General features: G+C 65.3%; 23 protein-coding genes and 8 tRNA genes. 6 read left to right on the top strand and 25 right to left on the bottom strand.

Annotated elements, in window-relative coordinates:
- Positions 1 to 16 precede the first annotated feature (16 nt).
- From ACFWZ4_RS01475 to ACFWZ4_RS01485, 3 genes are all read right to left on the bottom strand, one after another.
- Positions 17 to 793 (bottom strand): TenA family transcriptional regulator, encoded by a 777-nt coding sequence (locus ACFWZ4_RS01475; RefSeq protein ID WP_439703000.1) that lies wholly within the window; start codon positions 791 to 793, stop codon positions 17 to 19.
- An 879-nt stretch (positions 794 to 1,672) separates the two neighbouring features.
- Entirely contained in the window at positions 1,673 to 2,095 is a 423-nt protein-coding gene (locus ACFWZ4_RS01480; protein ID WP_439703001.1) for a VOC family protein, read from the bottom strand.
- Between the two features lie 104 nt (positions 2,096 to 2,199).
- Complete coding sequence (locus ACFWZ4_RS01485; RefSeq protein ID WP_439703002.1) at positions 2,200 to 3,009, bottom strand: N-acetylmuramoyl-L-alanine amidase; 810 nt, start codon at positions 3,007 to 3,009, stop codon at positions 2,200 to 2,202.
- A gap of 195 nt (positions 3,010 to 3,204) precedes the next feature.
- On the opposite strand from ACFWZ4_RS01485, the gene ACFWZ4_RS01490 reads away from it, so the two are divergent.
- From ACFWZ4_RS01490 to ACFWZ4_RS01500, 3 genes are all read left to right on the top strand, one after another.
- Positions 3,205 to 5,433 carry a penicillin acylase family protein gene (locus ACFWZ4_RS01490; RefSeq protein ID WP_439703758.1) on the top strand — a complete coding sequence of 743 codons (2,229 nt, stop codon included), beginning with the start codon at positions 3,205 to 3,207 and terminating at the stop codon, positions 5,431 to 5,433.
- Between the two features lie 152 nt (positions 5,434 to 5,585).
- The gene (locus ACFWZ4_RS01495) at positions 5,586 to 6,245 is read left to right on the top strand and encodes a DsbA family oxidoreductase (RefSeq protein ID WP_439703003.1); all 660 of its coding nucleotides are present in this window, start codon (positions 5,586 to 5,588) and stop codon (positions 6,243 to 6,245) included.
- A 200-nt stretch (positions 6,246 to 6,445) separates the two neighbouring features.
- Entirely contained in the window at positions 6,446 to 7,312 is an 867-nt protein-coding gene (locus ACFWZ4_RS01500) for an alpha/beta hydrolase (RefSeq protein WP_439703004.1), read from the top strand.
- Here ACFWZ4_RS01500 and ACFWZ4_RS01505 read toward each other — a convergent pair.
- From ACFWZ4_RS01505 to ACFWZ4_RS01525, 5 genes are all read right to left on the bottom strand, one after another.
- On the bottom strand, positions 7,309 to 8,013 hold the full coding sequence (locus ACFWZ4_RS01505) for a glutathione S-transferase N-terminal domain-containing protein (RefSeq protein WP_439703005.1): 705 nt from the start codon (positions 8,011 to 8,013) through the stop codon (positions 7,309 to 7,311). The two genes, ACFWZ4_RS01500 and ACFWZ4_RS01505, sit on opposite strands and share 4 nt — an antisense overlap.
- A gap of 174 nt (positions 8,014 to 8,187) precedes the next feature.
- Positions 8,188 to 9,138 carry a PLP-dependent cysteine synthase family protein gene (locus tag ACFWZ4_RS01510; protein WP_439703006.1) on the bottom strand — a complete coding sequence of 317 codons (951 nt, stop codon included), beginning with the start codon at positions 9,136 to 9,138 and terminating at the stop codon, positions 8,188 to 8,190.
- Positions 9,139 to 9,143: 5 nt separating this feature from the next.
- The gene (locus tag ACFWZ4_RS01515) at positions 9,144 to 9,494 is read right to left on the bottom strand and encodes a carboxymuconolactone decarboxylase family protein (protein WP_439703007.1); all 351 of its coding nucleotides are present in this window, start codon (positions 9,492 to 9,494) and stop codon (positions 9,144 to 9,146) included.
- A complete protein-coding gene (locus tag ACFWZ4_RS01520; protein WP_439703008.1) occupies positions 9,491 to 9,667 on the bottom strand; it encodes a hypothetical protein in 177 nt (58 codons plus the stop codon). The genes ACFWZ4_RS01515 and ACFWZ4_RS01520 overlap by 4 nt, the downstream gene beginning before the upstream one ends.
- A 203-nt stretch (positions 9,668 to 9,870) precedes the next feature.
- Positions 9,871 to 10,587, bottom strand: a complete 717-nt coding sequence (locus tag ACFWZ4_RS01525) for a hypothetical protein (protein WP_439703009.1) — start codon at positions 10,585 to 10,587, stop codon at positions 9,871 to 9,873.
- A gap of 204 nt (positions 10,588 to 10,791) precedes the next feature.
- Between ACFWZ4_RS01525 and ACFWZ4_RS01530 the strand changes: the two genes are divergently transcribed.
- Positions 10,792 to 11,574, top strand: a complete 783-nt coding sequence (locus tag ACFWZ4_RS01530) for an enoyl-ACP reductase FabI (RefSeq protein WP_231325415.1) — start codon at positions 10,792 to 10,794, stop codon at positions 11,572 to 11,574.
- A gap of 246 nt (positions 11,575 to 11,820) precedes the next feature.
- Here the strand turns inward: ACFWZ4_RS01530 and ACFWZ4_RS01535 are convergent, their stop codons facing one another.
- The 16 genes from ACFWZ4_RS01535 to rlmE form a co-directional block, all read right to left on the bottom strand.
- Complete coding sequence (locus ACFWZ4_RS01535) at positions 11,821 to 13,728, bottom strand: SurA N-terminal domain-containing protein (protein ID WP_439703010.1); 1,908 nt, start codon at positions 13,726 to 13,728, stop codon at positions 11,821 to 11,823.
- Positions 13,729 to 13,808: 80 nt separating this feature from the next.
- A tRNA-Asp gene (locus ACFWZ4_RS01540) sits at positions 13,809 to 13,885 on the bottom strand.
- A 7-nt stretch (positions 13,886 to 13,892) separates the two neighbouring features.
- Positions 13,893 to 13,967, bottom strand: a tRNA-Val gene (locus tag ACFWZ4_RS01545).
- Between the two features lie 21 nt (positions 13,968 to 13,988).
- Positions 13,989 to 14,261: an HU family DNA-binding protein gene (locus ACFWZ4_RS01550; RefSeq protein WP_209623098.1), complete on the bottom strand. Its 273-nt coding sequence runs from the start codon at positions 14,259 to 14,261 to the stop codon at positions 13,989 to 13,991.
- A gap of 329 nt (positions 14,262 to 14,590) precedes the next feature.
- A complete protein-coding gene (lon, locus tag ACFWZ4_RS01555; RefSeq protein WP_439703011.1) occupies positions 14,591 to 17,095 on the bottom strand; it encodes an endopeptidase La in 2,505 nt (834 codons plus the stop codon).
- Positions 17,096 to 17,389: 294 nt separating this feature from the next.
- On the bottom strand, positions 17,390 to 18,685 hold the full coding sequence (gene clpX, locus ACFWZ4_RS01560) for an ATP-dependent Clp protease ATP-binding subunit ClpX (protein WP_209623092.1): 1,296 nt from the start codon (positions 18,683 to 18,685) through the stop codon (positions 17,390 to 17,392).
- 119 nt (positions 18,686 to 18,804) lie between these two features.
- Positions 18,805 to 19,434: an ATP-dependent Clp endopeptidase proteolytic subunit ClpP gene (gene clpP, locus ACFWZ4_RS01565; protein WP_231325409.1), complete on the bottom strand. Its 630-nt coding sequence runs from the start codon at positions 19,432 to 19,434 to the stop codon at positions 18,805 to 18,807.
- A 66-nt stretch (positions 19,435 to 19,500) separates the two neighbouring features.
- Entirely contained in the window at positions 19,501 to 20,793 is a 1,293-nt protein-coding gene (gene tig / locus ACFWZ4_RS01570) for a trigger factor (protein ID WP_439703012.1), read from the bottom strand.
- A 66-nt stretch (positions 20,794 to 20,859) separates the two neighbouring features.
- Positions 20,860 to 20,945, bottom strand: a tRNA-Leu gene (locus tag ACFWZ4_RS01575).
- A 340-nt stretch (positions 20,946 to 21,285) separates the two neighbouring features.
- Positions 21,286 to 21,361: transfer RNA gene (locus tag ACFWZ4_RS01580), tRNA-Lys, on the bottom strand.
- Positions 21,362 to 21,376: 15 nt separating this feature from the next.
- Positions 21,377 to 21,453, bottom strand: a tRNA-His gene (locus ACFWZ4_RS01585).
- Between the two features lie 19 nt (positions 21,454 to 21,472).
- Positions 21,473 to 21,549: transfer RNA gene (locus tag ACFWZ4_RS01590), tRNA-Arg, on the bottom strand.
- A gap of 22 nt (positions 21,550 to 21,571) precedes the next feature.
- Positions 21,572 to 21,648 (bottom strand) — tRNA-Pro (locus tag ACFWZ4_RS01595).
- A 167-nt stretch (positions 21,649 to 21,815) separates the two neighbouring features.
- Positions 21,816 to 21,892: transfer RNA gene (locus ACFWZ4_RS01600), tRNA-Arg, on the bottom strand.
- A 237-nt stretch (positions 21,893 to 22,129) separates the two neighbouring features.
- Positions 22,130 to 24,073 (bottom strand): ATP-dependent zinc metalloprotease FtsH, encoded by a 1,944-nt coding sequence (gene ftsH / locus ACFWZ4_RS01605; RefSeq protein WP_231325405.1) that lies wholly within the window; start codon positions 24,071 to 24,073, stop codon positions 22,130 to 22,132.
- Positions 24,070 to 24,720 (bottom strand): 23S rRNA (uridine(2552)-2'-O)-methyltransferase RlmE, encoded by a 651-nt coding sequence (gene rlmE, locus ACFWZ4_RS01610; RefSeq protein WP_439703013.1) that lies wholly within the window; start codon positions 24,718 to 24,720, stop codon positions 24,070 to 24,072. The genes ftsH and rlmE overlap by 4 nt, the downstream gene beginning before the upstream one ends.
- Positions 24,721 to 24,801: 81 nt before the next feature.
- Here rlmE and yhbY point away from each other — a divergent pair, with 81 nt between their 5' ends.
- Positions 24,802 to 25,098: a ribosome assembly RNA-binding protein YhbY gene (gene yhbY, locus ACFWZ4_RS01615; protein WP_231325401.1), complete on the top strand. Its 297-nt coding sequence runs from the start codon at positions 24,802 to 24,804 to the stop codon at positions 25,096 to 25,098.
- Entirely contained in the window at positions 25,098 to 25,487 is a 390-nt protein-coding gene (locus ACFWZ4_RS01620; protein ID WP_439703014.1) for an Mth938-like domain-containing protein, read from the top strand. The genes yhbY and ACFWZ4_RS01620 overlap by 1 nt, the downstream gene beginning before the upstream one ends.
- Before the next feature lie 48 nt (positions 25,488 to 25,535).
- On the opposite strand, the gene ACFWZ4_RS01625 is transcribed toward ACFWZ4_RS01620, so the two are convergent.
- On the bottom strand, positions 25,536 to 26,384 hold the full coding sequence (locus ACFWZ4_RS01625) for a peptidoglycan DD-metalloendopeptidase family protein (RefSeq protein WP_439703759.1): 849 nt from the start codon (positions 26,382 to 26,384) through the stop codon (positions 25,536 to 25,538).
- Positions 26,385 to 26,395: the final 11 nt, after the last annotated feature.

Here is a 26,395-nt window from a genome sequence, read left to right on the forward strand (position 1 = left end):
CAACTTTCATGCGCCATCAAGCCGCTGCCTCGTTCACGGTTCCGTAAACGCGTGCCTGCCCGATGCAACGATCGGCAAGGATCCGCATGCCGGTGTAACTGCGCTTGACGCACTCGGTCAGGTGGTCCACTTCATCGGCAGCCGGTGCGGTTCCCTTGAGGGTACACACGATCTCCAGGGCCTCCCAGGGGTGGGTGTCGTCATAAGCGGCATGCAACTGCAACCAGCGCAGGCTCTGCACGCGCTTGTCCGAGGGCATGCTCTGGGCGTAGCTGGCGCTGTCGTAGATCAGCTGCGACCACTCGCCGGTGGCGCCTTCGACCGCATAGTTGGTCGCCACGATGCCGGCGGCCAGGCTGTCATGCTCGCTGACCTCCTCGCACCAGTCGGCCAGGACCTGGGTGCCCTGCGCGCGCTCGCCGTAAAGGACGTCCCAGCGCGGCACGCCGGCACCCTCGGACCAGTTGAGCCAGTGGTCGGCGTGGTTCTGCTCGACGCGGATGTTGCGCACCAGCCAGCGCCTGGCCATGTTGTCGCCGGGACTGCGCCCGTACTGGGTCTTGAGCAGGTTGCGCGCCATGTAGGCCGGAAAGCGCTCGATCACCGGCCAGATGCCCGCCATGAAGTCGCGGGTGCCCTGCCGCCCTAGCTTGACCTCGCGCATCAGGTCCCACAACTCGTGGCGGATCACGCTCTGCTTGGTCTCCTCGCAGGCGCCGACCATGTCCTGCGCCCACTGCGGATAGCTGGAAATTTCGGTCAGGGGACCGGTCCGTTCAAAACGATTGTTCATTGCGTTGCTCCTCTCGGGGTGTGCTGCGAAGCGTTCGATCCAGGTCGCCCAGGCACGGGCGCCCGCTCCCCCGGTTCGCAGCGCGCCGGGGAAATCCATGGTTTCAATCGGTCGTCTCATGAATGGCGAATGCGCACGCGCCCGTGTGGGCCGTTCACGCCCGAGAAGGAATCAACATTGCCATATCCCGATCTTCGCGCCGAACGGGCGCGCTTGCGTCAAGACGGTGTGCGTGGCCGGATGTCCGGGATCGATGGCGGGTGCGCCGCTCGGCAGCACGCGCCGAGGCCACGTCGCGTGCGTAGGTGCGGGTGGTGCGCGACAGGCGCAGCAGACCCGCGGCAGCAAGCGGCGCCACCATGACCAGGAGACAAGGTCCAGCCCCGCCGCGCCAGGGCGTACCGTGGCCGCGGCGCCGGCCTCAGCTCCGACCGTCTGCACCTGGCCGGCAAAGCGGGCCGCCGCGTAACCGGACAACGGCGGCGCGACCGCCTCCAGCGCAAAGCGGAAGGTCGCCGCACGCCTTCGGCCCACCCCTCAGCGCGAAGACATGACGTGCAGGCGCGCGGCGTCCAAGGCCGGGTTGGTGACAGTTGATTACGCTTGCGCGGTTGGGCATACCGGCGAGGCCGGCATCGCGCCGCCTCGATCTCGGCCATTCGGCGACCAGCCAGCTGGTCCTTGACGGCTGGCCGACCGCTGGGGGACACGGCAGTGATGCTCGGGCGGCATCACCGACGCAGGAGGAGTGAAAAACGTGGATTTCGTCACCTGCGAGGGGCGAGCCGCCGCCGTGCGCTGTCCTGTCAGGCGGCACCGGCTTCGATTACAGACCTCGGCAGTGCGCTACAGCGGTGAGCGACAGTTCCGTACCCGAGATCAACCCTGCGCGCCCGCCACCACCATCCAGGACACGCCGAAGCGATCGAGCACCATGCCGAAGCTGGAGGCGAAGAAGCTGGGGCCCAGCGGCTGCTGCACCTGGCCGCCGGCGGCCAGCGCGTCGAACAGCTTGCGCGCCTGCGCGTCGTCGTCGGCCGCGATGGAAAGCGACACCCCCTTGAACTCCGGTCGACCGGCGGCGAAACCGTCCGAGGCCATGACCACGGTCTGGCCGATCTGCAGCGCGGCGTGCATCACCTTGTCCGCGGGCGGCATCTGCCCGTCGGGGCAGCCAGCGTCGCCTGGCGGCGCGTCGGCGTAGTGCATCAGCGCGATCACTTGCGCACCGAGCGCATCGCGGTAGAACGCCACGGCTTCTTCGCAGCGGCCTTCGAAAAACAGGTAGGGCTGGACTTGCATGGGCATTTCCTCGTCGGGAACGGGTGGGCTTGCATCATTCCGACGAGCGGGCCGGCCGGATTTCGACACCTGGCGACAGGCCCCGAGGGAGGGAGCAAGGCGATCTAGCGGGTCGGGACCGGCACCAGTTCCTTCGTCCCGGTCAGTTGGCACGACAGCGCGTAAAGCACGCGCAAGTCCTGCGCATCCAGCGCATCGCCGTCCATGCCGCGGAAATGATGGTGGAAGGAGCGCACCGCGGCCGGACGATCGTCCAGCGGGTAGCCCACCAGTGCCAGCGCCATCCACGGATCGAAGCCAGGCGGCGGGTCGGCCAGCGGCCCTCGCGGCCACAGCCCGAAGCCCGCCTCGGCCAGGCGCTGCCAGGGGAACAGCGGACCGGGGTCATCCTTGCGGCCGGGCGCCAGGTCTTCGTGACCGATGATCTGTGTCGGCGGGATGTGCAGGCGCGTGGTGAGGTCGGCCAGCAGGCGCAGCAGGCTGTCGATCTGCGCCGGGGCGAAGGGCGAATGCCCGTTGTTGTCCAGCTCGATGCCGATCGAGGACGAGTTGAGGTCGGTGATGGTGCCCCAGCGCCCCGGTCCGGCCTGCCAGGCGCGCTTGTCGTCGGCGACCAGCTGGTAGATCCCGCCATCGCTGCCGATCAGGTAGTGCGCGCTCACCGGCCCGCCGCTGTTGGCCGTGCGCAGCGTATCCAGGCTCTCCTGCACCGAGCCCTGGTCGGTGAAATGGATCACGATCGCCACCGGCCGGCGCTGGTCGTAGTTGGGCGAGGGCACCCAGTGCGCCATGGGGTTGCGCACGGGGCCGCAGGCGGTCAACAGCACGGCCAGCGGAAGCAGGCGGCTCACGCGAAACAGGGTCGCGCGCCCGGAGCGGAAAAAGGACACGGCGGTCGCCAGTGGGGAAGGCATCACCCGAACCTGCCGCAGCAGCTTGGTAGGCGTCAAGAGCGGGGGGGCCCGATTCGTGACGGCCAACCGGTCGCCGGATTCGCACGGCGACCGTGCCTGCTATGGTTGCCGGCGACGTCCGGCGGACCCGGTTGCTCGCGGTCCCCTCGGCCCAGCCACGCAAGGGAGCCCATGATGCCTGCCACCATTTCGTCCATGCCGGTCCGCCCGAGGCTCCATCACGCGCTGCGCGCCCTGCCACTGGCCACGTTGCTTGCGCTTGGCCTGGTCGGCACCGCGCATGCCGATTCGGGCGAGCAGACGCGCTGGAAACAAAAAGCCCAGGCCGTGACGATCGCCCGCGACGACTGGGGCATCGCGCATGTGCACGGCAAGACCGACGCCGACGCCGTGTTCGGCATGGTCTACGCGCAGGCCGAGGACGACTTCAACCGCGTCGAGACCAACTACCTCAACTCCATGGGTCGGCTGGCCGAGGCCGAAGGCGAGAAGGCGATCTGGTCGGACTTGCGCCAGAAGCTCTTCATCGACCCGGTGGAGCTGAAGAAGCTCTACGCGCAAAGTCCCGATTGGCTCAAGCAGCTGATGGACGCGTGGGCCGACGGCCTCAACTATTACCTGGCCACCCATCCGGACGCGCACCCGCGGGTGATCGCCCACTTCGAACCGTGGATGGCGTTGAGCTTCACCGAGGGCAGCATCGGCGGTGACATCGAGCGGGTTTCGCTCGAGCAACTGCAGGCGTTCTACGGAAAGCCCGACGACCCGCCGGCGCCGGTGGCCATGGCCCAGGCGCATCCGAGTTGGGTCGAGCCGACCGGTTCCAACGGCATCGCCATCGCACCGAAGCTCACCGCCGACGGCCACGCGCTGTTGCTGATCAATCCGCACACCTCGTTCTTCTTCCGCTCCGAATTGCAGATGAGCTCCGACGCGGGGCTGGACGCCTACGGCGCGGTGACCTGGGGCCAGTTCTTCGTCTACCAGGGCTTCAATCACCACATTGGCTGGATGCATACCTCCACCGGCGCGGACGTCGTGGACGAGTTCGCCGAAACCATCGTGCGCAAGGACGGGAAGCCTTACTACCGCTACGGCAAGGAGCTCCGCCCCGTCACCGAGCGCGAGATCACCGTGCCCTACCGCGCCGCGGACGGCTCGATGGCCAAACGCACCTTCACCGCGTACTTCACCCATCACGGCCCGATCGTGCGCGAGGTGGGCGACAAATGGATCGCCATGGCGCTGATGAACCGGCCGATCCCCGCGCTGGAGCAGAGCTGGTTGCGCACCAGGGCGCACGACTACGCCAGCTACATGAAGGTGGCCGAGCTCAAGGCCAACTCGTCCAACAACACGCTGTTCGCCGACGACAAGGGCGAGATCGCCTATCTGCACCCGCAGTTCATTCCCAAGCGCGACGATCGTTTCGACTACACCAGGCCCGTCGATGGCTCCAACCCGGCCACCGACTGGCAAGGCCTCACGCCGCTGGACCAGGCGCCGCATGTGGTCAATCCGCCCAATGGCTGGGTGTTCAATACCAACGACTGGCCCTACTCCGCCGCCGGCAAGTACAGCCCGAAGAAGGAAGACTTCCCGCGCTACATGGATACCTTCGGCGAGAACCCGCGCGGCCTGCACGCCACCCGCGTGCTGACCGGAAAGGACAACTTCACGCGAGCCTCGCTGATCACCGCCGCGTTCGACTCCTACCTGCCGGCGTTCGCACGGCAGATCCCGATCCTCGTGGCCGATTACGACGCATTGCCCGCAAGCGACCCACTGAAGAAGAAGCTTGCAGGCCCGATCTCCCTGCTCCGCCACTGGGACTACCGCTGGGGCGTCGCCTCGATGCCGACCTCGCTGGCGGTGTTTTGGGGCGACACGTTGTGGGACGAAGTTAGCAAGGCCGATACCGCCGAGGGGCTGTCCATCTACGACGCCATGGCCGAGAAGGCCGGCTCGAAAGCGCGCCTTGGCGCACTGGTCGAGGCCGTCGACCGGCTGGAAAAAGACTTTGGCCACTGGGGCGTGTCATGGGGCGAAATCAACCGTTTCCAGCGCATCAACGGCGACCTCGTGCAGCCGTTCGACGACAGCAAGCCGAGCATCCCGGTGCCCTTCACCTCCTCGCGCTGGGGCTCGCTGGCTTCCTTCGGCGCGCACCGCTGGCCAGGCACCAAGCGCTACTACGGCACCAGCGGCAACAGCTTCGTGGCAGTAGTGGAGTTCGGCCCCAAGGTCAGCGCGCGCGCGATCACCGCCGGCGGGGAGAGCGGGCATCCCGAGTCGCCCCACTTCAACGACGAGGCCGAGCGCTACACCACCGGCAACCTGCGCGAGGTCTACTACTGGCCCGAGCAGCTCAAGGGCCATACCGAACAGGTCTATCACCCAGGCGCCGGCAAGAACGTTCTATGACCGCACGACTGCAGGAGCGCACCCTGTGCGCGACCGCGTGCTCCACCGCCGGCATGGCGGTCGCGCACAAGGTGTGCTTCTACAAACCATGGGCCGTTGAGATGTCGATCGCCGCGCTCCATCTAACGTCCGAACAGACTCCGGAACCGCCCATGACCGCCCCGACCCCGCTCCGCATCGATTTCGTCTCGGACGTCTCCTGTCCGTGGTGCGCCGTCGGCCTCGCGTCACTCGAACAGGCGCTCGGGCGACTGGACGGCATCGTGGAGGCGGACATCCATCTGCAACCGTTCGAGCTCAACCCGCAATTGCCGGCCGAAGGCGAGGACGCCACGGAACATCTGATGCGCAAGTACGGCATCGACATGACGCAGGTGGAAGCCAACCGAGCGGTGATCCGCGAGCGGGCGGCGGCGGTGGGTTTCGCGTTCAACATGGGCGTGGGCAGCCGCGTCCACAACACCTTCGATGCCCATCGCCTGTTGCACTGGGCCGAGTTGCTGGGCCATCACCTGGCGCTCAAGAAGGCGCTGCTGCGCGCCTACTTCACGGACGGCCAGGACGTCGCATCGCACGAGGTGCTGGTGCGCCTGGCCGGCGAGACGGGACTGGATGGCGACGAGGCCCGCGGCATCCTGGAAAGCGGCGCCTATGCCGACGACGTGCGCGCGCAGGAGCACTTCTTCCAGCAGCGCGGCATCCGCTCGGTACCGGCGACGATCGTCAACGGCTCGCACCTGATCCCAGGCGGGCAGCCACCGGAGGTGTTCGAGCAGGCGTTGCGCGAAATCGCCGCGTCGGCGAACCGCTGATCAGGCGCCGGCAGCCAGGTCACCTCGCACGCGGTCGCGACCAGGTAACGGCAAGGCAAGGCAAGGCAAGGCAAGGCGAAGCATCTAACGCGCTTTCTGTTGCGTACAAGGCTTTATGAAGATCGTCCCCCCGTCCGGGGGCGCGCCCTTCATCTCCGCCGGCGCACGCTGGCGCCTTGCCGCTCATTGGACATCCTTCCATGCGCCTGCATCCGTCGTCCCTGTTGAGTCCCCTGGTCGTCCTGTTGCTGGCCGCCTGTAGCGCGGGCGGGGACATCACCCGTCCGATTCCGACCCGATGGGTACCTGCCGCGCAACCGCCGCACCGGCTGGTGGTGATGCTGCCCGGACGCGGCGACGATCTGCAGTCGCTGGGCAGGCGCGGCATCGCGCAGACGATCCATCGGCAGTGGCCCGACGCCGACGTCATCCTGACCGGCCTCACCATGCCCTTCTATCGCGAGGGGCGAGCGGCCGAGCGCCTGCATGAGGAGGTTCTCGTCCCGGCTCGCGTGCGGCACTACGACCAGGTCTGGCTGGCAGGGATCTCGCTCGGTGGGATGGGCGCCCTGATGTATGACCGGGCGTATCCGGGCGAGATCGACGGCATGCTGCTGATCTCGCCCTACCTCGGCGACAAACCGCTCTATCGCGAGATCCAGGCCGCGGGCGGTCTCGATCGCTGGCAACCGGGACCGTCGCAGGCATTCACGGCGGAAACCTACCAGCGCGAACTGTGGCGCTACATCCAGCGCTGGTCTGGCGACCCCGGACGGGCCGGATCGATATGGGTGGCCTACGGCGACAAGGAACGCTTTCGCGACCGCATCGGCCTGCTGGCCGCGCAGTTGCCGCCGGGCCACGCCTTCGAGCTGCCGGGACACCACAACTGGACCTTGTGGTCGCCGGCGGCGACCACGCTGCTGGAACATGCACGACTGGACTCGGCCCGAGTGAATCCGGCCCGAGTGAATCCGGCTCCAGTGAACCCGGCCCGAGCGGAACCGGCCCGGGCGGAAACGGCCGGATCGAAACCAACCCAGCCCAAAGCGCACATCGGGAACTAACCGCGGCTGGGGATCTGCAGGCCGCGTTCCACCGCCGGGCGCGCCAGCCCTCGCTCCAGCCACGCAGGCACGTTCGACAATTCGTCGAAATGCACCAGATCGCGCGCCTCGTAGAAACCGACCAGATTGCGCACCCAGCCCAGCGTGGCGATGTCTGCGATGCTGTAGTCCTCGCCCATCAGCCACGGTCGCTCGTCCAGGCGCGCTTCCAGCACGCCGAGCAGTCGCCGCGATTCGTCCACGTAGCGTTCGAGCGGACGCTTGTCTTCATACTCGCGCCCGGCGAATTTATGGAAGAAACCGACCTGTCCGAACATGGGCCCGATCGCCGCCATCTGGAAAAAAACCCACTGGATGGTCTCCCAGCGCAACGCCGGATCGGGCGACAGGAACATGCCCGTCTTCTCTGCAAGATAGAGCAGGATCGCACCGGACTCGAACAGCCCGATCGGTTCGCCGCCGGGCCCGTCCGGATCGATGATGGCGGGGATCTTGCCGTTCGGGTTGAGTGAGAGGAACTCCGGCGTCTTGTTCTCGTCGCGCATGATGTCGACCAGGTGCGGCTCGTACGCCAGCCCGGTCTCCTCCAGCATGATCGAAGCCTTCACGCCATTGGGCGTGTTGAGCGAATAGAGCTGGATGCGGTCCGGATGTCGTGCCGGCCAGCGCGCGGTGATGGGGAAGGCGGAGAGATCAGGCACGGTGATTGTTCCTGGGGGCCAACCCGGCAACATGGGGATTGCCCGCGCCTAGTGCAACGGCCTCGCGTAGCAGCAGGAGTGAAGCCTGCGCGCGCGACTGCCTCCCGTCCGCTACTCGCCATGCCGGTCACCATTCGGTGCGGCGCCTACCACCGGTCCGGCCGCCTACGAAAATCATCCAAACTGCGGTGTCGTCGACGCCGCTTCCTGCCCCGGCATGAAGTAATCGTGCAGGTACTTTTCGCCCTCGTCGCAAAACGCGGTCACCACCGTCGTGAGTTCCGGGAAACGCTCGCGCACCCGCTTGGCCGCCAGCAGGTGAGCGCCCGAGCTGGGACCGCACAGCAGGCCGTGGTGGCGGGCCAGGTGGCGCATCGCGGCCACCGCATCCTCGCTGGACACACTGAGGACGTCGTTCACCAGGCCGGCGTTGCGCTGGAAGATGCCGGGGACGAAGCCGTCGGAGATGCCCTCGATGGTGTGCGCGGCGATTTCGCCGCAAAGGATGGTTCGCGACTCGCTGGGTTCCATCGCGAACAAGCGCACCTGCGGGTTGATCTCGCGGAAGGCCTGGCCGACGCCGACTAGCGTGCCGCCGGTACCCACGCCCAGCACCAGCGCATCGGGCAGCCGCCCCGACGGCAATTGGGACAGGATCTCCGGCCCGAGGATCAGCCGGTTCTCCTCCACGTTCCACTCGGACTCGAACTGGCCGGGAAAGAAGAACCCCGGCTGCCGCCCCAGCTCCCGCGCTCGCTGCAGCGCCTGGTCGACGTGGAAGTTGCCGCAGAACAACACGTCCGCACCATAGGCGCGCGAGATCGCCACGCGCTCGCTGGACAGGCCCTCGGGCATCACCACCAGCATGCGGTAACCCTTGACCGCGGCGACCATCGACAGGGCGTTGCCGGTATTGCCGCTGGTCGCCTCGACGATGGTGTCGCCAGGCTTGAGCAGGCCTTCCTGCTCGGCCCGCTCGATCATGTACTTGGCGATACGCGCCTTGATCGAGCCGGACGGATTGAGGAACTCGAGCTTGGCGTAAATGCCTTCGATCTCGATCAGGGGCGTGTCGCCCACCGCATCGAGTACGTTGGCCGACACTCCTTCGAACCGCGTCGCCATGGCAGTCAGGCACCCTCGCCCGGATGGGCGTGCTGCTGCATGGCATCCAGCGCCAGCGCGGAATGCGCGTAGGCGCCGCCGGCGCGCATCTCGGCAGCCACCCAGATGGCCTCCATGACCTGCTGCTCGCTGGCGCCGTGCCTGAGCGCTTCGGCGGTGTGGCCCTTGATGCAATACGGGCATTGGGTGACATGTGCCACCGCCACCGCGATCAGCTGCTTGGTCTGCGCCGGCAACGCGCCCTCGGCGAAGACCGCCGCGCTGAAAGCCTTGAAGGCCTGCAAGGGTTCCGGTGCGAGCTCCCTGCGCTTGCGCGCGAGCGCGGCAGTCGGTTCGGGGTAGAGCGGCTGGGTCACGGTGTCCTCCTGTCGGTGTCGCCGGCGTCGCCCGGGTCCGCGGCGCCAAGGGTCCAGCTCGGCGGATCGCTGGCCGGGAAGCTCTGCGCCAGTTCGTCGTCGATCCTGCGCTCGGCGACCTGGCGCAAGCCGCTGGTCTCTGTGGACGGCGTGCGTTTGACGGGCTGATTCATGGCGGGCTCCTCGCGGACGTGGCGGATGCGCGCCGGTCACGGACGGCGGCTACATGATGTTGGCCGGCCCGGTGTTACCGCGTTGCAACGGAGCCACGATGCGCGCCGTGGCGGGACTTCGCATTGATACAGGTCAGCGGACGCCGCGCCGGTTCAGGAACGTCCGGAAAAGTCTTGGGAGGCAGAGCCCGGGAGGATCGCCCTCAGGGCACGCCGACGCGGGATTTGATCCCGGCCACCTTGCCGACGGAGGCATCCGCCCCCTCCTGCATGGAAGCCACCGCACGCGCCTGCCAGCGCAGGCTTTCCCAGCGGATCCAGCCGGCCGCCAGCGCCATGCCACCGAAGGTGAGCGGTCCGCCCGGCCAGGAATGCGACTTGAACACGTTGATGCCGAAGCTGGCGACGGCCAGCAGCAGCACAGGCAGCCAGCCGTGCCCCGCCCGCTTGAGGGAGATTGCGCCGGCCACCGCGCCAAACGATAACGATAGACGCCCGATCAGGCCCATCAGCGGCGCATCGGTGAAGCCTTTGCCCCCGAGTATGGGGTCGAACCACAACGCATCGATCATGTCGCGCCACGATTCGGGGTGACCGGACGCCACCGCTCCCTTCACCAGCAGGCCGATCGCCAGTCCGGCCGCCGTGTCGAACGAGGTGAAGGCCACTGCGAAGACGAACATGCCGGCCTTGCACAATCGCGCCGCCCAATCGGTGCGGTCGCGCACCAGCAGCGCCATCGACAGCGCGGCAAGCGGAAACAGCGGGATCTGCGCGTAGTGGATGAGCATCCACCGTTGCACGTCCAGCTCGAACAGATCGTGGGGATGCGGGTGAAAAATCTCGATGATCGCCAGCAAAAGCGGTGCGGCAGCGACCGCTGCAATGGCATTCCAAGGCCGCATGGCGGACGCGCTCATGGTTTTCCCTGGAAAGGTGGCGTGCTGGACGGCAGGCGCATGCAACCCACCCTATTCCGGCCCTGGTCTACGCCATGTGGGGAAAGAGACAAGAACCGCCGCGGCCGGTTGCGACCGATAACACCATGGACCTATGGGAGCCGGCACGCTGCTAAAATCACCCGGCTGCGCCGCCTGGCGCGCCATCAACTTCTTGGAGGACGCATGGGATTCCTGCACGGCAAGCGTGCCCTGATCGTCGGCATCGCCAGCCAGCGCTCGATCGCCTGGGGCATTGCCAACGCGATGCATCGTGAGGGCGCACAACTCGCCTTCACCTATCAGAACGAGCGGCTGAAGGACCGCGTCGACGAAGCCGCCAATGCGTTCGGCTCCAACATCGTGCTGCCCTGCGACGTCGCCCAGGACGGCCAGATCGAACAGATGTTCGGGGAGTTGGGCAAGCACTGGGACGGTTTCGACATCCTGGTGCACTCGGTCGGCTTCGCGCCGCGCGAGGCGCTGCAGGGCCAGTATCTGGACAACCTCACGCGCGAGAACTTCACCATTGCGCACGACATCTCCAGCTACAGCCTGGCCGCACTGGCCAAGGCCGCACGCCCGATGATGGCCGGCCGCGGCGGCGCCATCCTCACGTTGACTTACCTCGGCGCCGAACGCGCGCTCAACAACTACAACGTGATGGGTCTGGCCAAGGCCAGTCTCGAAGCGAACGTGCGCTACCTGGCATTCAACCTGGGCCCGGAAGGCACGCGCGTCAATGCGATCTCGGCCGGCCCGATCAAGACCCTGGCCGCCGCGGGCATCTCCAATTTCCGCAAGATGCTCGACCACGTGGACGAGAATGCGCCGCTGCGGCGCAGTGTGACCATCGACGAGGTTGGCAACGTCGGCGCGTTCCTGTGCTCCGACCTGGCTTCGGGCGTGACCGGCGAGATCACCTACGTGGACGCCGGCTACAACATCCTGGGTATGACCGGTATCTGACACCGAACCGGATCACAAATGAACAAGGCGGCCTTTCAGGCCGCCTTTTTTTTGCCGGAGCACTGGGCATTCCGCTTCGTACCTGCAGGATGGCGCCAGGTGGAAGCCTGGCAGCACACCAGGCGACAGGAGAACGCGGCCTGCCCTCTATCACGCTGTGGGCATTCCCCCCGTAAAGCGGAAAGGACGAAAAGCAAAGAGGCGGCCCGGAGGCCGCCTCTCTGGTTTGCAACGGTGGCCGGGCGCTTACATCCGGTCCTTGGCGATCTTGATCTCGGTCTTTGCCTTCAGAGCGTCGATGAAACCTTCGGTGGCCACGTTGCCATACGCGGCCATCATGCTCTGGCGCAGCATCTTGCGCTGTTCGGGCGTCACCTTGGACAAGTCGCCGTCCTGCACCTTGTCCACCGCGAGCAGCGCGTAGGCGCCCTCCGGCAGGGCCACCGCGGCGAACTGCGGCTTGCCATCCTTCGGGTGCGGCAACAGGAAGGCCTCATCGCGCAATTGCTCGGGGAGGCCTTCCTGCACACGCAGCGTCTCCGGCACGTTCTGGACGGCGGCGCCAGCCGAGGCGGCCACGACGTCCATCGCCTCGCCCTTCTGCAGGCGCGCCAGCAACCCATCGGCACGCTGCCTGGCCGCCGCGGCGGTGCGCTCGTCGAGGATGTCCTTCTCGATGGCGTCGCGCACTTCGGCCAGCGGCTTCACCGCCGCGGCAACGTGCTTGTCGACGTGAATCACCAGCGAGTGGTCATTGCCCAGGTCGATCAGGCCGGAGTTGTTGCCCTGCACCAGTACGTCGTCTGAAAACGCCGCCTTGGCCACCTTGGGATCGGCGGCGATGCCGCTCTTGTCACCCTCGCGGGTGAACAGGCCGGTGCTCTTGACCGGCAGGTCCAGTGCCTGCGCCGCGGGCTCCAGCGAGGTCGGGTTCTGGTAGGTCTTGTCAGCCAGCTTGCCGGCCACGTCGTTGTACTTGCGTTCGCGCTCGGCGGCGACGGCCTCTTGCTCGAGTTGGCCGCGCACTTCCTCGAACGGCTTGGCCTGGCCACTGCGAACGTCGCGCAGCCAGATCACGTGATAGCCCTCGTCCGACAGCACCGGCTTGGAGATCTGTCCCTTCTGCAGCGAGAACAGCGCTTCGTCGAAGGCCTTGTTCGTGACCCCCTGCTCCAGCCAGCCCAGGTCACCGCCCTGGCGCCTGGAGCCAAGGTCGGTCGAGTCCTTCTCGGCCAGGTTGGCGAAGTTCTGCGGCGTCGCTTCGGCGGCAATCTGCTCGGCCTTGGCCAGCGCGGCCTTCTGCTGCTGCGGGGTGGCGTTCTTTGGCACGTCGATCAGGATGTGCGAAACCAGGCGCTGCTCCGGCTGCACGAAACGCTGCTTCTCGTCTTCGTAACGCTTGCGCAGGTCCTCCTCGGTCGGCGGGTTGTCCGCCTTGAGGCCGGCTGCACTCACCTCGACGTAGCGAATGGCTACCTGCTCTGGCGACATGAATTCGGCCTGGTGCTCCTTGTAGTAGGCCTGGACCTGGGCGTCGGTGACCTTGCTGTCGGTAAGTGCCGGGCGCGGCAGCATCACGTACCGCACGTCACGGCGCTGCAGGCGCAGCTTCAGGAAACGGTCGACCTCATCCGCCGTGACGATGGTGCTGGCCGCAAGTGCATCCGGGACCAGGCTGATCGCCATCGAGGAGCGAACCTCGTCCTCGAACATCGCCGGCGACTTGCGCTGGGCGGCAAGCACGGCCTGGTAAGTGGCCGCATCGAACTGGCCGTTTACCTGGAAGGCGGGGATCGCAGCGATCGCATCGCGCACCGCGCCATCGGAAACGCGAAGTCCCAGATCGTCGTTGGCCTTGAGCAGCAACTGCTGGTCGACCATGGCATCGAGCACGCGCTCCTTCGTTTCCGGCTGCTCGTAGACGCTCGGATCGAACTGGTCACCCATTTGCTCGCTGGCCTGCTGGCGCAGCTGGTTCATGCGGTTCTGGAAATCCTGCTGGCTGATCTCCTGCTTTCCGACCTTGGCCACGAAGGTTTCGGTGTTGGCAGTGAAATAGCCCTCGATGCCGAAGAAGGACATGGCGAACACCGCCACGCCCAGCACGACGATGGACGGCCAGCCGTGCATCTTGTCTCTCAACGACTGCAGCATATGGATTCCCGCGATTCGAAAGCTTTGCAAGCGGCAAAGCATAAACGACAAGGGCGCCACGCGGGCGCCCTTGGAACTACTGGCGGAGTGGACGGGACTCGAACCCGCGACCTCCGGCGTGACAGGCCAGCATTCTAACCGACTGAACTACCACTCCGCGATTCTGGTGGGTGCTGTAGGGATCGAACCTACGACCCTCGCCTTGTAAGGGCGACGCTCTACCGCTGAGCTAAGCACCCGAAACCGAGCGAACTAGCCGCTCAGTTTAGGGCATCCTTGAGCGTCTTGCCAGCCTTGAACGCCGGCACCTTGGAAGCCTTGATCTTGATCGTCTCGTTGGTGCGCGGGTTGCGACCGGTGCGAGCGGCGCGCTTGCGCACGGTGAACGTGCCGAAGCCGACGACCGACACATCGTCGCCCTTCTTCAGCGCCTTCTGCACCGTCTCGAAGAACGCTTCGAGGGCACGGCCGGCGTCGGCCTTGGTCAGCTCGGCCTTTTCGGCGACGGCATTGATCAGATCGGTTTTATTCATTGAGACACTCCCTTAAACGGTTTGCTGCCCGCGTGATCGGTCTGGGACGGGAAATGCCGCCATGGAATGGCATGATCGGCATCCCCCGCAACCCCGCATCGCTACGCCAAATGCACGGCGCTTTGACTGCGGTGCCGTCTTTATACCAGCGCCTCACGGCGGTCCGCAACACAAGCAATACCAACGGTTCCGGCGGTTCCTTGCCAACCCGGACCACTTGCAAATGGCGACCGGAACGGCTACGGCCGGAAGCCCCTCGAAAGGTGCTTCGTGAACATGAAAAAAAGGCCGCCCGGGAGAGGGCGGCCTTGGGGAAAAAACCTTGTGTATCAGTGTGCGCGAGTACGGTTCTCAGCCGATTCCTCGGTCGCCGGCTCGACCGGCGCATGTTCCTCGCCCGCGCTCTCTACCGCCGGTTTGGCCGGACGCAACGGCTGCTCGAGTGCGATGCCGAGCACTTCGTCGATCCAGCGCACCGCGTGGATGTCCAGCGAAGAGGTGACGTTCGCCGGAATGTCTGCAAGGTCCTTCTTGTTCTCCTCGGGAATGATCACCGTGGTGATCCCGCCGCGGTGTGCAGCCAGCAATTTCTCCTTGAGGCCACCGATCGGCAGGACGCGACCGCGCAGCGTGATCTCGCCGGTCATCGCCACTTCCGAACGCACCGGCACCTTGGTCAACACCGAGACCAGTGCGGTGCACATGGCAATGCCTGCGCTCGGACCGTCCTTCGGCGTCGCGCCCTCGGGCACGTGGATGTGCACATCCAGGTTCTGGTAGAAGTCCGGGTCGATGCCAAGCTGGTCCGCGCGGGCGCGTACGACCGACATGGCCGCCTGGATCGATTCCTTCATGACGTCGCCGAGCTGGCCGGTGTGCACCAGCCTACCCTTGCCCTGCACCACCGAAGCTTCGATGCTGAGCAGGTCGCCGCCGACCGAGGTCCACGCCAGGCCAGTCACCAGGCCGACCTCGTTCTCCTGCTCGGCACGGCCGAAGTCAAAGCGGCGCACGCCCAGGTAATGCTCGATGTTCTCGGGCGTGACGGTCACTTGTGTCGCACCCGGCTTCTTCTTCGTCTTGGTCGCGGCCTTCGCGGCCGGCTTGGCCTTGGCCTGCTTGACCTGGCCCAGGGTGAGTTCCTTGACCACCTTGCGGCAGATCTTGGCGATCTCGCGCTCCAGGTTGCGTACGCCCGACTCACGCGTGTAGTAGCGAACGATGTCGCGCACGGCTTCGGAGGCGATGCTCAGCTCTTCTGATTTCAGGCCGTTGGCCTTCAGCTGCTTGGGCAACAGGTAGCGCTGTGCGATCGCCAGTTTCTCATCCTCGGTGTAGCCGGGCACGCGGATGACTTCCATGCGGTCCAGCAGCGGGCCGGGAATGTTGAGCGAGTTGGCGGTGGCGATCCACATCACCTCGGAGAGATCCAGGTCCACTTCCAGGTAGTGATCGTTGAAAGCATGATTCTGTTCCGGGTCGAGCACCTCGAGCAGCGCCGAGGAGGGATCACCGCGGAAGTCCATCGACATCTTGTCGATCTCGTCGAGCACGAACAGCGGGTTGCGCGTAGCGACCTTGTTGAGGTTCTGCACGATGCGCCCCGGCATCGAGCCGATGTAGGTGCGCCGGTGGCCACGGATCTCGGCTTCGTCGCGCACGCCGCCCAGGCTCATGCGGACGAACTTGCGGTTGGTCGCCTTGGCGATCGACTGGCCGAGCGAGGTCTTGCCCACGCCGGGCGGGCCGACCAGGCACAGGATCGGGCCCTTCATGGTGTTCACGCGCTGCTGGACGGCCAGGTATTCGAGGATGCGGTCCTTGACCTTCTCCAAGCCGAAGTGGTCGGCATCGAGCACTTCCTGCGCGACGGCGAGGTCCTTGCGCACCTTGGTCTTCTTCTTCCACGGTACGCCGGTCAGCCAGTCGAGGTAGTTGCGCACCACGGTAGCTTCGGCCGACATCGGCGACATCTGCTTGAGCTTGGACAGTTCCTGCTTGGCCTTGGCCAGCACCGGCTTGGGCATGCCGGCGTCCTCGATCTTCCTCTGTAGTTCCTCCAGTTCGTTGACGCCTTCCTCGCCCTCGCCCAGTTCCTTCTGGATCGCCTTCATCTGCTCGTTGAGGTAGTACTCGCGCTGGCTCTTTTCCATCTGCGACTTAACGCGACCGCGAATGCGCTTTTCCACTTGCTGCAGGTCCATCTCGCCATCGACCAGGCCGATCAAAAGCTCCAGCCGCTGGCCGACGTCGGCCGTTTCCAGCACTTTCTGTTTTTCGGACATGCGCACCGTCAGGTGCGCTGCAATCGAATCGGCCAGGCGCGAAGGATCGTCGATGCCCGATAGCGTGGCGAGCACTTCCGGCGGTAGCTTGCGGCTTTGTTTGACCAACTGCTCGAACAGCGAGACCAGCGTACGCGAGATGACGTCGAGTTCGCGCTCCTTGGCACTGTAGACCGGCTCGATCACGCGCGAGCGGGCCATCAGCATGCCGCTCTCGTTGCGATATTCCTCGATGGATACGCGCGCCTGGCCCTCGACCAGCACCTTGACGGTGCCATCGGGCAGCTTGAGCAGCTGCAGCACGCCTGCCAGGGTGCCGACCTCATGCAGGTCGTCCGAGGCGGGATCGTCTATATCGGGACTCTTCTGCGCCACCAGCAGGATCTGCCGTTCGCCTTCCATCGCATGTTCTAGCGCGCGCATCGACTTGTCGCGTCCGACGAAGAGCGGAATCACCATGTGGGGGTAAACCACCACGTCGCGCAGCGGCAGCACCGGGAGTGCGTCGAGCGTGGCGCCGGTAGCGGTAACGGAGGCGTGTTTTGCCATCGAAAAATCCCCGAGGGTTTGTAAGGGTTACCTCGACACTGCGCCGAGGCCTCCGACAGGTCAAGTGGAGTCGACCCGCGCCGCCGTCAAGTCAAATCGACCTTCCGAAGCGGCTGTAATACGGTCTTGCAGTTTCCAGGCCAAGGCTACGCAGCACACGCCGAACTCGGTGAGAACCACGGCTCAACGCGTCCTGCGCAAATCAAGCCGAAGCAGGCGCCTGTGTGCCTGCCGCCAAAAAACAAACGGCCCCGGCAATTGCCGGGGCCGCTGATTTTTGACGCTTCGCCTCGGTCAGGCAGCGTCGCCGCCCTCACCTGCCACGCGCTGCTGCTGCAGATTGCCGCGATAGATCAGGTAGGGCTCCGCCTGGCCTTCGATCACCGCATCGTCCACCACCACCTTGCTGACGTGCTCCAGCGACGGCAGCTCGTACATGGTGTCCAGCAGCACCTGCTCCAGGATGGTGCGCAGGCCGCGCGCGCCGGTCTTGCGCTTGAGCGCCTTCTTGGCGATCGCCTGCAGCGCCTCCGGACGGAACTCGAGCTCGACGCCTTCCATCTCGAACAGGCGGCGGAACTGCTTGGTAACCGCATTCTTCGGCTCGGTGAGGATCTTCACCAGCGCTGGCTCGTCCAGCTCGTCCAACGTCGCCACGACCGGCAAGCGGCCGACGAATTCCGGGATCAGGCCGAACTTGACCAGGTCGGACGGCTCGACTTCGGCCAGTACTTTGCCCAGGTTCTCAGTGCGCTCCTTCGAACGGACTTCGGCCGAGAAGCCGATGCCGGTGGTCTCCGAACGCTGCTGGATCAGTTTCTCGAGGCCCGCGAACGCGCCACCACAGATGAACAGGATGTTCTTGGTGTCCACCTGCAGGAACTCCTGCTGCGGATGCTTGCGCCCACCTTGCGGCGGCACCGAGGCCAGCGTGCCCTCGATCAGCTTAAGCAGCGCCTGCTGCACGCCTTCGCCCGAAACGTCCCGGGTGATCGACGGGTTTTCGCTCTTGCGCGAGATCTTGTCGATCTCGTCGATGTAGACGATGCCCGACTGCGCCTTGTCGACGTCGTAGTCGCACTTCTGCAGGAGCTTCTGGATGATGTTCTCGACATCCTCGCCCACGTAGCCCGCTTCGGTCAGCGTGGTCGCGTCGGCGATGGTGAACGGCACATTGAGCAGGCGCGCCAGCGTTTCAGCCAGCAGCGTCTTGCCCGAACCGGTCGGGCCGATAAGGAGGATGTTGGACTTGCCAAGCTCGACCTCATCGCTCTTCTGGCGCGATTCCATGCGCTTGTAGTGGTTATACACGGCCACTGCCAGCGCCTTCTTGGCGCGAGTCTGGCCGACCACATACTGGTCGAGGGTTTCCATGATCTCGCGGGGTTTGGGCAGATGGCTGCGCCCGGAGGCGGCCTTCTCCTCCAGTTCCTCGCGGATGATGTCGTTGCAGAGCTCCACGCACTCGTCGCAGATGAACACGGATGGACCCGCGATCAGCTTGCGCACTTCATGCTGGCTCTTGCCGCAGAAGGAGCAGTAGAGAATCTTGCCGCTGTCGTTGGAACGGCCCTGCCGCTCGTCGCTCATATCAGGTCCTGCTGTGTTTCGGTTGCGGCGCCAGAATAGCACAGGGCTCCGCGCCTGCTTGCGCCTGCGCGGAGCATGCTTCCTGGCGATCTAATCGGCCAGAATCAGGTGGACTGAAGTCAGGCAGACTTGACGGTTTCGACGCCGCGGCGGTCGAGCACCTGGTCGATCAGGCCGTAGTCTCTGGCCTCCACCGGATTCATGAAACGGTCGCGCTCCATGTCGCGCTCGATCTTCTCCAGCGGCTGGCCGGTGTGGTCAACGTAGAGCTGGTTCAGGCGCTGGCGAATGTAGAGGATCTCGCGCGCCTGGATCTCGATGTCGGTTGCCTGTCCCTGGGCACCGCCGGAAGGCTGGTGGATCATGATGCGCGAGTTGGGCAGTGAGAAACGCTTACCCTTGGCGCCAGCCATCAGCAGCAGCGAGCCAGCGCTGCACGCCTGGCCGATGCACATGGTGCTGACGTCGGGCTTGATGAACTGCATCGTGTCGTAGATCGCCAAGCCCGCGGTGACCGCGCCACCGGGACTGTTGATGTACAAATGGATGTCCTTGTCCGGATTTTCCGACTCCAGGAACAGCATCTGCGCGATCAGCACGTTGGCGACCTGGTCATTGACCTCGCCGACCAGGAAGATCACCCGCTCCTTCAGCAGGCGCGAATAGATGTCATAGGACCGCTCGCCGCGAGCGGTCTGCTCGACGACGATCGGCACCAGGTTGAGGTTCTGGATCGGGGCCATGGCCATGCGTGCTTGTTCTCCGGATGAGGCCCGCCTTCAGGCGGGCCTGATGATGGTGCCTGGCAGTGTCGCTCAGGCGCCGGCCGGGCGCATCACTTCGTCGAAGCCCAAGTGCTTTTCGGTGGTCTTGGCATGTTCCGCCACCCACTCGGCCACCTGGTCTTCCATGACGCGGTTTTGCAGCCCAGACATCAATTGGGGGTCGGCGTTGTAGAGTTCAACGACCTTCTCCGGCTCCTCGTAGGTCGAGGCGATGGCGGCCAGCTGTTCGGCCACTCGCTTGCGGTCGATCTTCAGTTCCTGCTTGCGGGCGATCTCACCCATCAGGAGACCCGCGATCACGCGCTTGCGAGCCATCGGGACAGCCGCCTCGACGAGCTGCGGCGGCGGCTGCTGACCACGCGGCACGCTGCCGGCGGCGAGGTTGCGCGCCTCGGACTGGACCATCAGGTGCGGGACGTCCAGTTCACCATGGGCGTCGGCCAGCTTTTCGGCCACCTCGGCCTTCAGACGACCCATCAGGGTAGCCTTGAGCTCACGCTCGAGGTTGGCGCGGACTTCCTTGCGGAAGGTGTCCAGGTTGCCGTCTGCGATGCCGAACAGTTGGGCGAACTCCTCGTTCACCTCGGGCAGCTGCGGCGCCTGCACCTTGATGATCTTGAAGTTGACTTGCGTGGTCTTGCCGGCAAGTTGGGGATTGCCGAAGTCTTCCGGGAAGGTGATTTCGCTCTCGAACTCATCGCCTGCCGTGCGACCGGTGAGCGCCTCATCCAGCGCCTTGAACAGCGTGCCCGAACCGAGCACGCTGCCGGCCCGCTCCAGACCTTCGGCCGGGAAGCGGTAGTCGCCCGCGGTGGCGGCGTACTCGAACATCACGAAGTCACCCTCGGCCGAGGCGCGTTCGACCTCATCGAAACTGCGGCGCTGCAGGCGCAGGGTTTCGATCATCTTCTCGATGTCGGCGTCGGTCACTTCGGCGACCGGGCGGCTGACTTCCAGCCCGGCAACATCGATCTCGGGGAACTCCGGCATCACTTCAAAGGTGGCGGTATAGGCGATCTCGCCGTTCTCCGGCTTGCCAGTGGTGTCGATCGAGGGGTTGGCAACCGGGCGCAGGTTTTCCTTTTCGAAGGCCTCGCGCAGGGTGCTGCCGATCATGTCGGACAACACTTCGCCGCGGACCTGCGAACCGAAGCGCTGCTGGATCACGGTCGCCGGCACCTTGCCCGGACGGAAACCTTTCAGGCGCACCGTGCGGCCCATCTCGGCGATGCGCGCACTGACCTGCGACTCCAACTGGTCCGCCGGGAACCGCACCGTGAGCTTGCGCTCGAGCTTGCCGACGTTCTCAACCGAAAACTGCATGACGACTCCTGGTGACTCTCGTGATGGGCCGGCGTGCGGGCCGGCCTTGCATAAACTGAAAGGGAATGGTGCGAAAGGAGGGACTCGAACCCTCACGGGGGTTACCCGCCAGAACCTAAATCTGGTGCGTCTACCAGTTCCGCCACTTTCGCGTCGCGCCCGCGGACTGGAAGCGGCGGATTCCGAACGGAAATCGGCCCAAGCGCCCCGCCCCGCTAAGTCGATGATTCCCTTGCGCCAAAGCAGGGCATTTTACGGTTGCGCGGCGGGGCAGCACAAGCGCGGCTTTGGATGATGGCGCCGCCCGCAGGGCAAGGTTCGCTCTTCACCTCGCACAGAGGCGAGGGTCGGGGCCAGCGCCAAGAATCGGCCCGCAACCGGAGCGAAACGTTCGATCGAGACACCCTCCCAACCCCGGTCCTTTTCCCCTGGTGGGACAACGCCCGCCCCAAAAGAAAACAGGCGCCCGGTTCCCCGAGCGCCTGTTTTGATTGGTGGGCCGTGTAGGATTCGAACCTACGACCAATTGATTAAGAGTCAACTGCTCTACCAGCTGAGCTAACGGCCCTTGAAACTTGCAAATTGGGGTGAGCGATGGGATTCGAACCCACGACATCCGGAATCACAATCCGGGACTCTAACCAGCTGAGCTACGCCCACCATAAAACTCTAAGGAAGCTGGCGCGCCCGACAGGAATCGAACCTGCAACCGTCGGCTTAGAAGGCCGATGCTCTATCCGGTTGAGCTACAGGCGCATGTCGAAAGCATAACGCCTGCTGGTCGGGGCAGAGGGATTCGAACCCCCGACATCCAGCTCCCAAAGCTGGCGCTCTACCAGACTGAGCTATACCCCGTAGCAGATCCGTGGAACGCTTTTCGCGTACCGAAGCCCTCGAATGCTACGGGCGACGCTTCACCTCGTCAATCCGTATCCAGCGCACCGGAGATTCCCTTCCGGTCCCATCCGTGCCTTCGGCGCCGATGGACAAGTCACGACAAACACCATGACTTGCGGTACAAGTGGCGCGCCCGGAGAGATTCGAACTCCCGACCACCAAGTTCGTAGCCTGGTACTCTATCCAACTGAGCTACGGGCGCGCGGTAAAACTGGTTTGCCGTGGCATCGCCGCCGAAGCGGTGGGTGCCGAAGCAAGAAGCGGAATTATTCAGATTCGACGCGGTTGCGTCAACACCTTTTTCAAAAAATCTTCGCTTCATCGAAGCGAGGATTTTTCGTCTCTCGCCAACCCGCAAATGTTTGGACGTCCAAACAGAGCAGGCTGCTGCACCAGCATCATCCCTGCCCCTGCTACGCAGGAGAGGAAGCGATTGCCGTCAGCCGTGTGGCTGGGTGGCCGGATCACCGAGCTTGGGCGAGCCGGCGTCGCCGCGCGGCGGCAGGTTCGGCGGCACCGGACCACCCGAGGTCGGCTTGGACCAATCGGCTGGCTCGCCCGGCTCGCGGCCGGCCATGATGTCGTCGATCTGGCGTGCGTCGATGGTCTCGTACTGCAGCAGCGCGTCAGCCATCACATGCAGCTTGTCCAGGTTGTCGGTCAGCAGCCGCTTGCTACGCGCGTAGGCGCGATCGAGGATGTCGCGCACCACTTCGTCGATGCGCCGGGCCGTCTCGTTGGAAACGTTCTTGTGCTGCGTGACCGAGCGCCCCAGGAACACTTCATCCTCGTCCTCGCCGTAGGTGACCGGGCCGAGCTCGTCGGAAAGACCCCACTTGGTGACCATGTTGCGCGCCATCTTGGTGGCCCGCTCGATGTCGTTGGAAGCGCCGGTGGTGACCTTGTCGGCTCCGAAGATCAGCTCCTCTGCCACGCGACCACCGTAGAGCGAGCAGAGCTGCGATTCGATCGCCACGCGGTTGATCGAATACTTGTCCGCCTCCGGCAAGTACATGGTCACGCCCAACGCGCGACCGCGCGGGATGATGGTGACCTTGTAGACCGGGTCATGCTCGGGCACCAGGCGACCGACGATGGCGTGGCCTGCCTCGTGGAAGGCGGTCAGGCGCTTCTCGTCCTCGCTCATGGCCATCGAGCGGCGCTCGGTGCCCATCAGGATCTTGTCGCGAGCCTTGTCCAGATGGCTCATGCGCACTTCGCGCGCGTTCTCGCGTGCGGCGAACAGGGCCGCCTCGTTGACCAGGTTCGCTAAATCTGCACCAGAGAACCCGGGAGTACCGCGCGCAATCACCATCGGGTTGACGTCGCTGGCCGTCGGGACCTTGCGCAAGTGCACCTTGAGGATTTGCTCGCGGCCCTTCACGTCCGGCAGTCCCACCACCACCTGGCGGTCGAAGCGGCCCGGGCGCAGCAGCGCCGGGTCGAGCACGTCGGGGCGATTGGTCGCGGCAATGACGATGATGCCCTCGGTGCCCTCGAAGCCGTCCATCTCGACCAGCAACTGGTTCAAGGTCTGCTCGCGCTCGTCGTGGCCGCCGCCCAGGCCGGCGCCGCGATGGCGGCCGACCGCGTCGATCTCGTCGATGAAGATGATGCAAGGCGCATGCTTCTTGGCTTGTTCGAACATGTCGCGCACGCGGCTGGCGCCCACGCCCACGAACATCTCTACAAAGTCCGAGCCGGAGATAGAGAAGAACGGCACCTTGGCCTCGCCGGCGATCGCCTTGGCCAGCAATGTCTTGCCGGTGCCAGGCGGACCGACCATCAGCACGCCGCGGGGAATCTTGCCGCCCAACTTCTGGAACTTGCCCGGGTCGCGCAGGAACTCGACCAGTTCGCCGACTTCCTCCTTCGCTTCATCGCAACCGGCGACGTCGCTGAAATTGACCTTCACCTGGTCCTCGCCCTGCAGCTTGGCGCGCGAACGACCGAAGCTCATCGCCCCGCGCCCGCCCGCACCGGCCTGCATCTGGCGCATGAACCAGATGAACACGCCCACGATCAGGATGATCGGCAGCCAGTTGACCAGCAGGCCCAGCAGCGAGAAGCCGTTGTTCGACGGCTCCTGGGTCACCACCACGTTTTTATCCTGCATCTGCTTGACCACCCCGTTGGTGGAAAAGCCGAGCACGGGCGCGACGGTGCGGAAGGCGCTGCCGTCTTTCAGCTTGCCGGTGATGGTGGCGGGGTTGTCGGCGCTGATCGTGGCGCTCGCGACGTTGCCGCTGTCCACGCTCTGCACGAAGCTCGAGTAAGGCAGGTCTGACGAAGAGCCGCCGTGCGGATTGAAGCTCTGGAAGACCGTCAGCAGGACCACCGCGATGATCAGCCAGAGCAACAGGTTTTTCGCCATTTCGTTCATGCGCGGGTCTCGTCCGTTTGCCCGCCCACGGCCTTCTTGCCGGTGGCGAGCGCATAAACCTCGCGCGAACGCGCGCGCGAAGCCTTGGGTTTACGCATGGTTACGCGCGCGAACTGCGCGCGCAAGTTGCGCAGGTAGTCGTCGAAGCCGGCGCCCTGGAACAGCTTGATCAGGAACGCCCCGCCCGGCTTGAGCCACTGCCGGGAGAAATCCAGCGCCAGTTCGGCCAGGTCCATCGCACGAATCTGGTCGGCCAACGCCACGCCACTCATATTGGGGGCCATGTCCGACAGTACAAGATCGAGCGGCTGGCCGCCCAGGCGCTCTTCCAGCTGGCGCAACACCGTTTCCTCGCGGAAGTCGCCCTCGATGAAATCGACGCCCGCAATGCCTTGCATAGGGAGGATGTCCAGCGCGATCACCGTACCGTTGTCGCCCAGGCGCTGACGCACCAGTTGCGACCAGCCGCCCGGCGCCGCGCCGAGGTCGACCACGCGCATGCCCGGTTTGAGCAGACGGTCGCGTTCGATCAGCTCCTCCAGCTTGAATACCGCGCGCGAGCGCAGTCCTTCGGCTTGCGCCTTCTTCACGTAGACATCGTCGAAGTGCTCCCGGAGCCATCGGGAGCTGCTTTTGCTGCGGGACATGCGGCAGGGGCACCGATGGGGGGAGACGCCCGCATGATACCCTTTACGGCCCCCCGACCGCGAACTGTGGACGCTTCCCGCATGCCGATCTCCCCTTCCCAGCGCCGCTACCTGCGCAGCCTCGCCCACGACCTGCACCCGGTGATCCTGCTCGGGGCCAAGGGGGCGACACCGGCCGTGGTCAAGGAACTGGATCTGGCGCTCAGCCATCACGAGCTGGTCAAGGTGAAGCTTTCCGGCGGGGACAAGGAAGAGCGCGAGGCGCAGATCGTCTTCCTCACCGAGGGCACCGGTGCCGAGAGCGTGCAGCAGATCGGCCATACCGTCACCCTGTTCCGCCGCAACGAGGACGAGCCCAAGCTCGCCCTGCCCCGCTGATGGACCTTTCGCTCGAGCGCCCCGAGGGCTACCTGTTCATCCGCCGCGTGAGCGAGCGGTCGATCACGGTGATGGACCGGGAGCTGGATGCGAGTTTCCTGCTGGCGCCGGACCGGGTGGTCGAAACCTGGCCGATCGACGATGTCATGGCATTGGATGAAAGCGCCGGCGACGCCGTACGCGAGCTCCAGCCGGAAGTAGTGCTCCTGGGCACCGGCAACCGGCAGCGATTTCCGTCGGCCGCGTTCATGGCCGGATTCCTGCGCAAGGGAATCGGCATCGAGGTGATGGACAACGCGGCGGCGGCACGCACCTACGACCTGCTGGCTGGCGAGGGGCGGCGAGTGGTCGCCGCGTTCATCCTGCCAGGGATCAAATCGTCGGGCTGAAGCCCGCCCTGAGCGCACATTGCTGGGTGGGCTTCAGCCCACCAACATTTACCTTGCCGGCAGGTAGTCGAGCGGATCGACCGGGTTGCCATCGCGCCGGATCTGGAACTGCAATTCATCCCGCGATGCACCGGTCGAACCCATCTCCGCGATCAGCTGCCCCGCGCTCACCCGTTGGCCTTCCTTCACCAGCCGCTTGCGGTTGTGGCCGTACGCCGACAGGAAGTCGTCGTTGTGCTTGATGATGATCAGCTCGCCGTAACCAACCAGCCCATTGCCGCTGTAGACGACCACGCCATCGGCGGCGGCGCGCACCGGATCGCCTGCCTTGCCGGCCAGTTCGATGCCCGGGATCGCGTCACCGCCCTGGAATTTCTTGATCAGCGTGCCGTCGGCCGGCCAGCGCCAGTTGACCCCGCTCGCCGTACGGGTCGCTCCCTTCGGCGCCGGCACGACTGGCGGTACAGGAACGGCGGCAACCGGAGCCGGCCCGACCACGCTCGCGCTCGGATGCGACGGTGTGGGAACCGGCTTGACCACCGGTGCCGGCAGGCGCGTGGGAGCGGAGGTGACCGAGCCTCGCGTGCCTGCAACGCGATCCCTGGCGGGCGAAAGCCGCAGTACCTGACCGGGCCAGATCGTGTACGGCGACGCGATCCCGTTCCATCCGGCCAGGTCGCGGAAATCCACTCCATGGCGGAACGCGATCGAGTAAAGCGTGTCTCCGCGCATCACCCGATAGCTGTCCGAGGCCACCCGCGTCGGGGCGGCCGGCGTGCGCGGGGTCGTGGCGCCGCGATTGGGCTGGACCACGACCGACCGGCCACAGGCGGCAAGGAGAAGCGCGGCCGAGCATGCCGCCGCGAAGCGCGTCCATTTCGTCATGCCGGCCAGCATACCCAGCCGAC

Origin of the sequence: Frateuria sp. GZRe12 (genome assembly GCF_051900535.1) — a bacterium.
Classification (GTDB): Bacteria; Pseudomonadota; Gammaproteobacteria; order Xanthomonadales; family Rhodanobacteraceae; genus Frateuria_A.

Bases quoted from the DNA above. Each gene is read 5' to 3' on its own strand.
- tig (WP_439703012.1), bottom strand. From the start codon at position 20,793: ATGCAGTTTTCGGTTGAGAACGTCGGCAAGCTCGAGCGCAAGCTCACG.
- ACFWZ4_RS01490 (WP_439703758.1), top strand. From the start codon at position 3,205: ATGCCGGTCCGCCCGAGGCTCCATCACGCGCTGCGCGCCCTGCCACTG.
- ftsH (WP_231325405.1), bottom strand. From the start codon at position 24,073: ATGAACGAAATGGCGAAAAACCTGTTGCTCTGGCTGATCATCGCGGTG.
- ACFWZ4_RS01510 (WP_439703006.1), bottom strand. From the start codon at position 9,138: ATGGCGACGCGGTTCGAAGGAGTGTCGGCCAACGTACTCGATGCGGTG.
- ACFWZ4_RS01495 (WP_439703003.1), top strand. From the start codon at position 5,586: ATGACCGCCCCGACCCCGCTCCGCATCGATTTCGTCTCGGACGTCTCC.
- lon (WP_439703011.1), bottom strand. From the start codon at position 17,095: ATGGCAAAACACGCCTCCGTTACCGCTACCGGCGCCACGCTCGACGCA.
- ACFWZ4_RS01620 (WP_439703014.1), top strand. From the start codon at position 25,098: ATGGACCTTTCGCTCGAGCGCCCCGAGGGCTACCTGTTCATCCGCCGC.
- ACFWZ4_RS01550 (WP_209623098.1), bottom strand. From the start codon at position 14,261: ATGAATAAAACCGATCTGATCAATGCCGTCGCCGAAAAGGCCGAGCTG.
- ACFWZ4_RS01535 (WP_439703010.1), bottom strand. From the start codon at position 13,728: ATGCTGCAGTCGTTGAGAGACAAGATGCACGGCTGGCCGTCCATCGTC.
- ACFWZ4_RS01530 (WP_231325415.1), top strand. From the start codon at position 10,792: ATGGGATTCCTGCACGGCAAGCGTGCCCTGATCGTCGGCATCGCCAGC.
- ACFWZ4_RS01520 (WP_439703008.1), bottom strand. From the start codon at position 9,667: ATGAATCAGCCCGTCAAACGCACGCCGTCCACAGAGACCAGCGGCTTG.
- clpX (WP_209623092.1), bottom strand. From the start codon at position 18,685: ATGAGCGACGAGCGGCAGGGCCGTTCCAACGACAGCGGCAAGATTCTC.
- ACFWZ4_RS01485 (WP_439703002.1), bottom strand. From the start codon at position 3,009: ATGCCTTCCCCACTGGCGACCGCCGTGTCCTTTTTCCGCTCCGGGCGC.
- ACFWZ4_RS01525 (WP_439703009.1), bottom strand. From the start codon at position 10,587: ATGAGCGCGTCCGCCATGCGGCCTTGGAATGCCATTGCAGCGGTCGCT.
- ACFWZ4_RS01500 (WP_439703004.1), top strand. From the start codon at position 6,446: ATGCGCCTGCATCCGTCGTCCCTGTTGAGTCCCCTGGTCGTCCTGTTG.
- rlmE (WP_439703013.1), bottom strand. From the start codon at position 24,720: ATGTCCCGCAGCAAAAGCAGCTCCCGATGGCTCCGGGAGCACTTCGAC.
- ACFWZ4_RS01625 (WP_439703759.1), bottom strand. From the start codon at position 26,384: ATGCTGGCCGGCATGACGAAATGGACGCGCTTCGCGGCGGCATGCTCG.
- ACFWZ4_RS01480 (WP_439703001.1), bottom strand. From the start codon at position 2,095: ATGCAAGTCCAGCCCTACCTGTTTTTCGAAGGCCGCTGCGAAGAAGCC.
- ACFWZ4_RS01475 (WP_439703000.1), bottom strand. From the start codon at position 793: ATGAACAATCGTTTTGAACGGACCGGTCCCCTGACCGAAATTTCCAGC.
- clpP (WP_231325409.1), bottom strand. From the start codon at position 19,434: ATGGCCATGGCCCCGATCCAGAACCTCAACCTGGTGCCGATCGTCGTC.
- yhbY (WP_231325401.1), top strand. From the start codon at position 24,802: ATGCCGATCTCCCCTTCCCAGCGCCGCTACCTGCGCAGCCTCGCCCAC.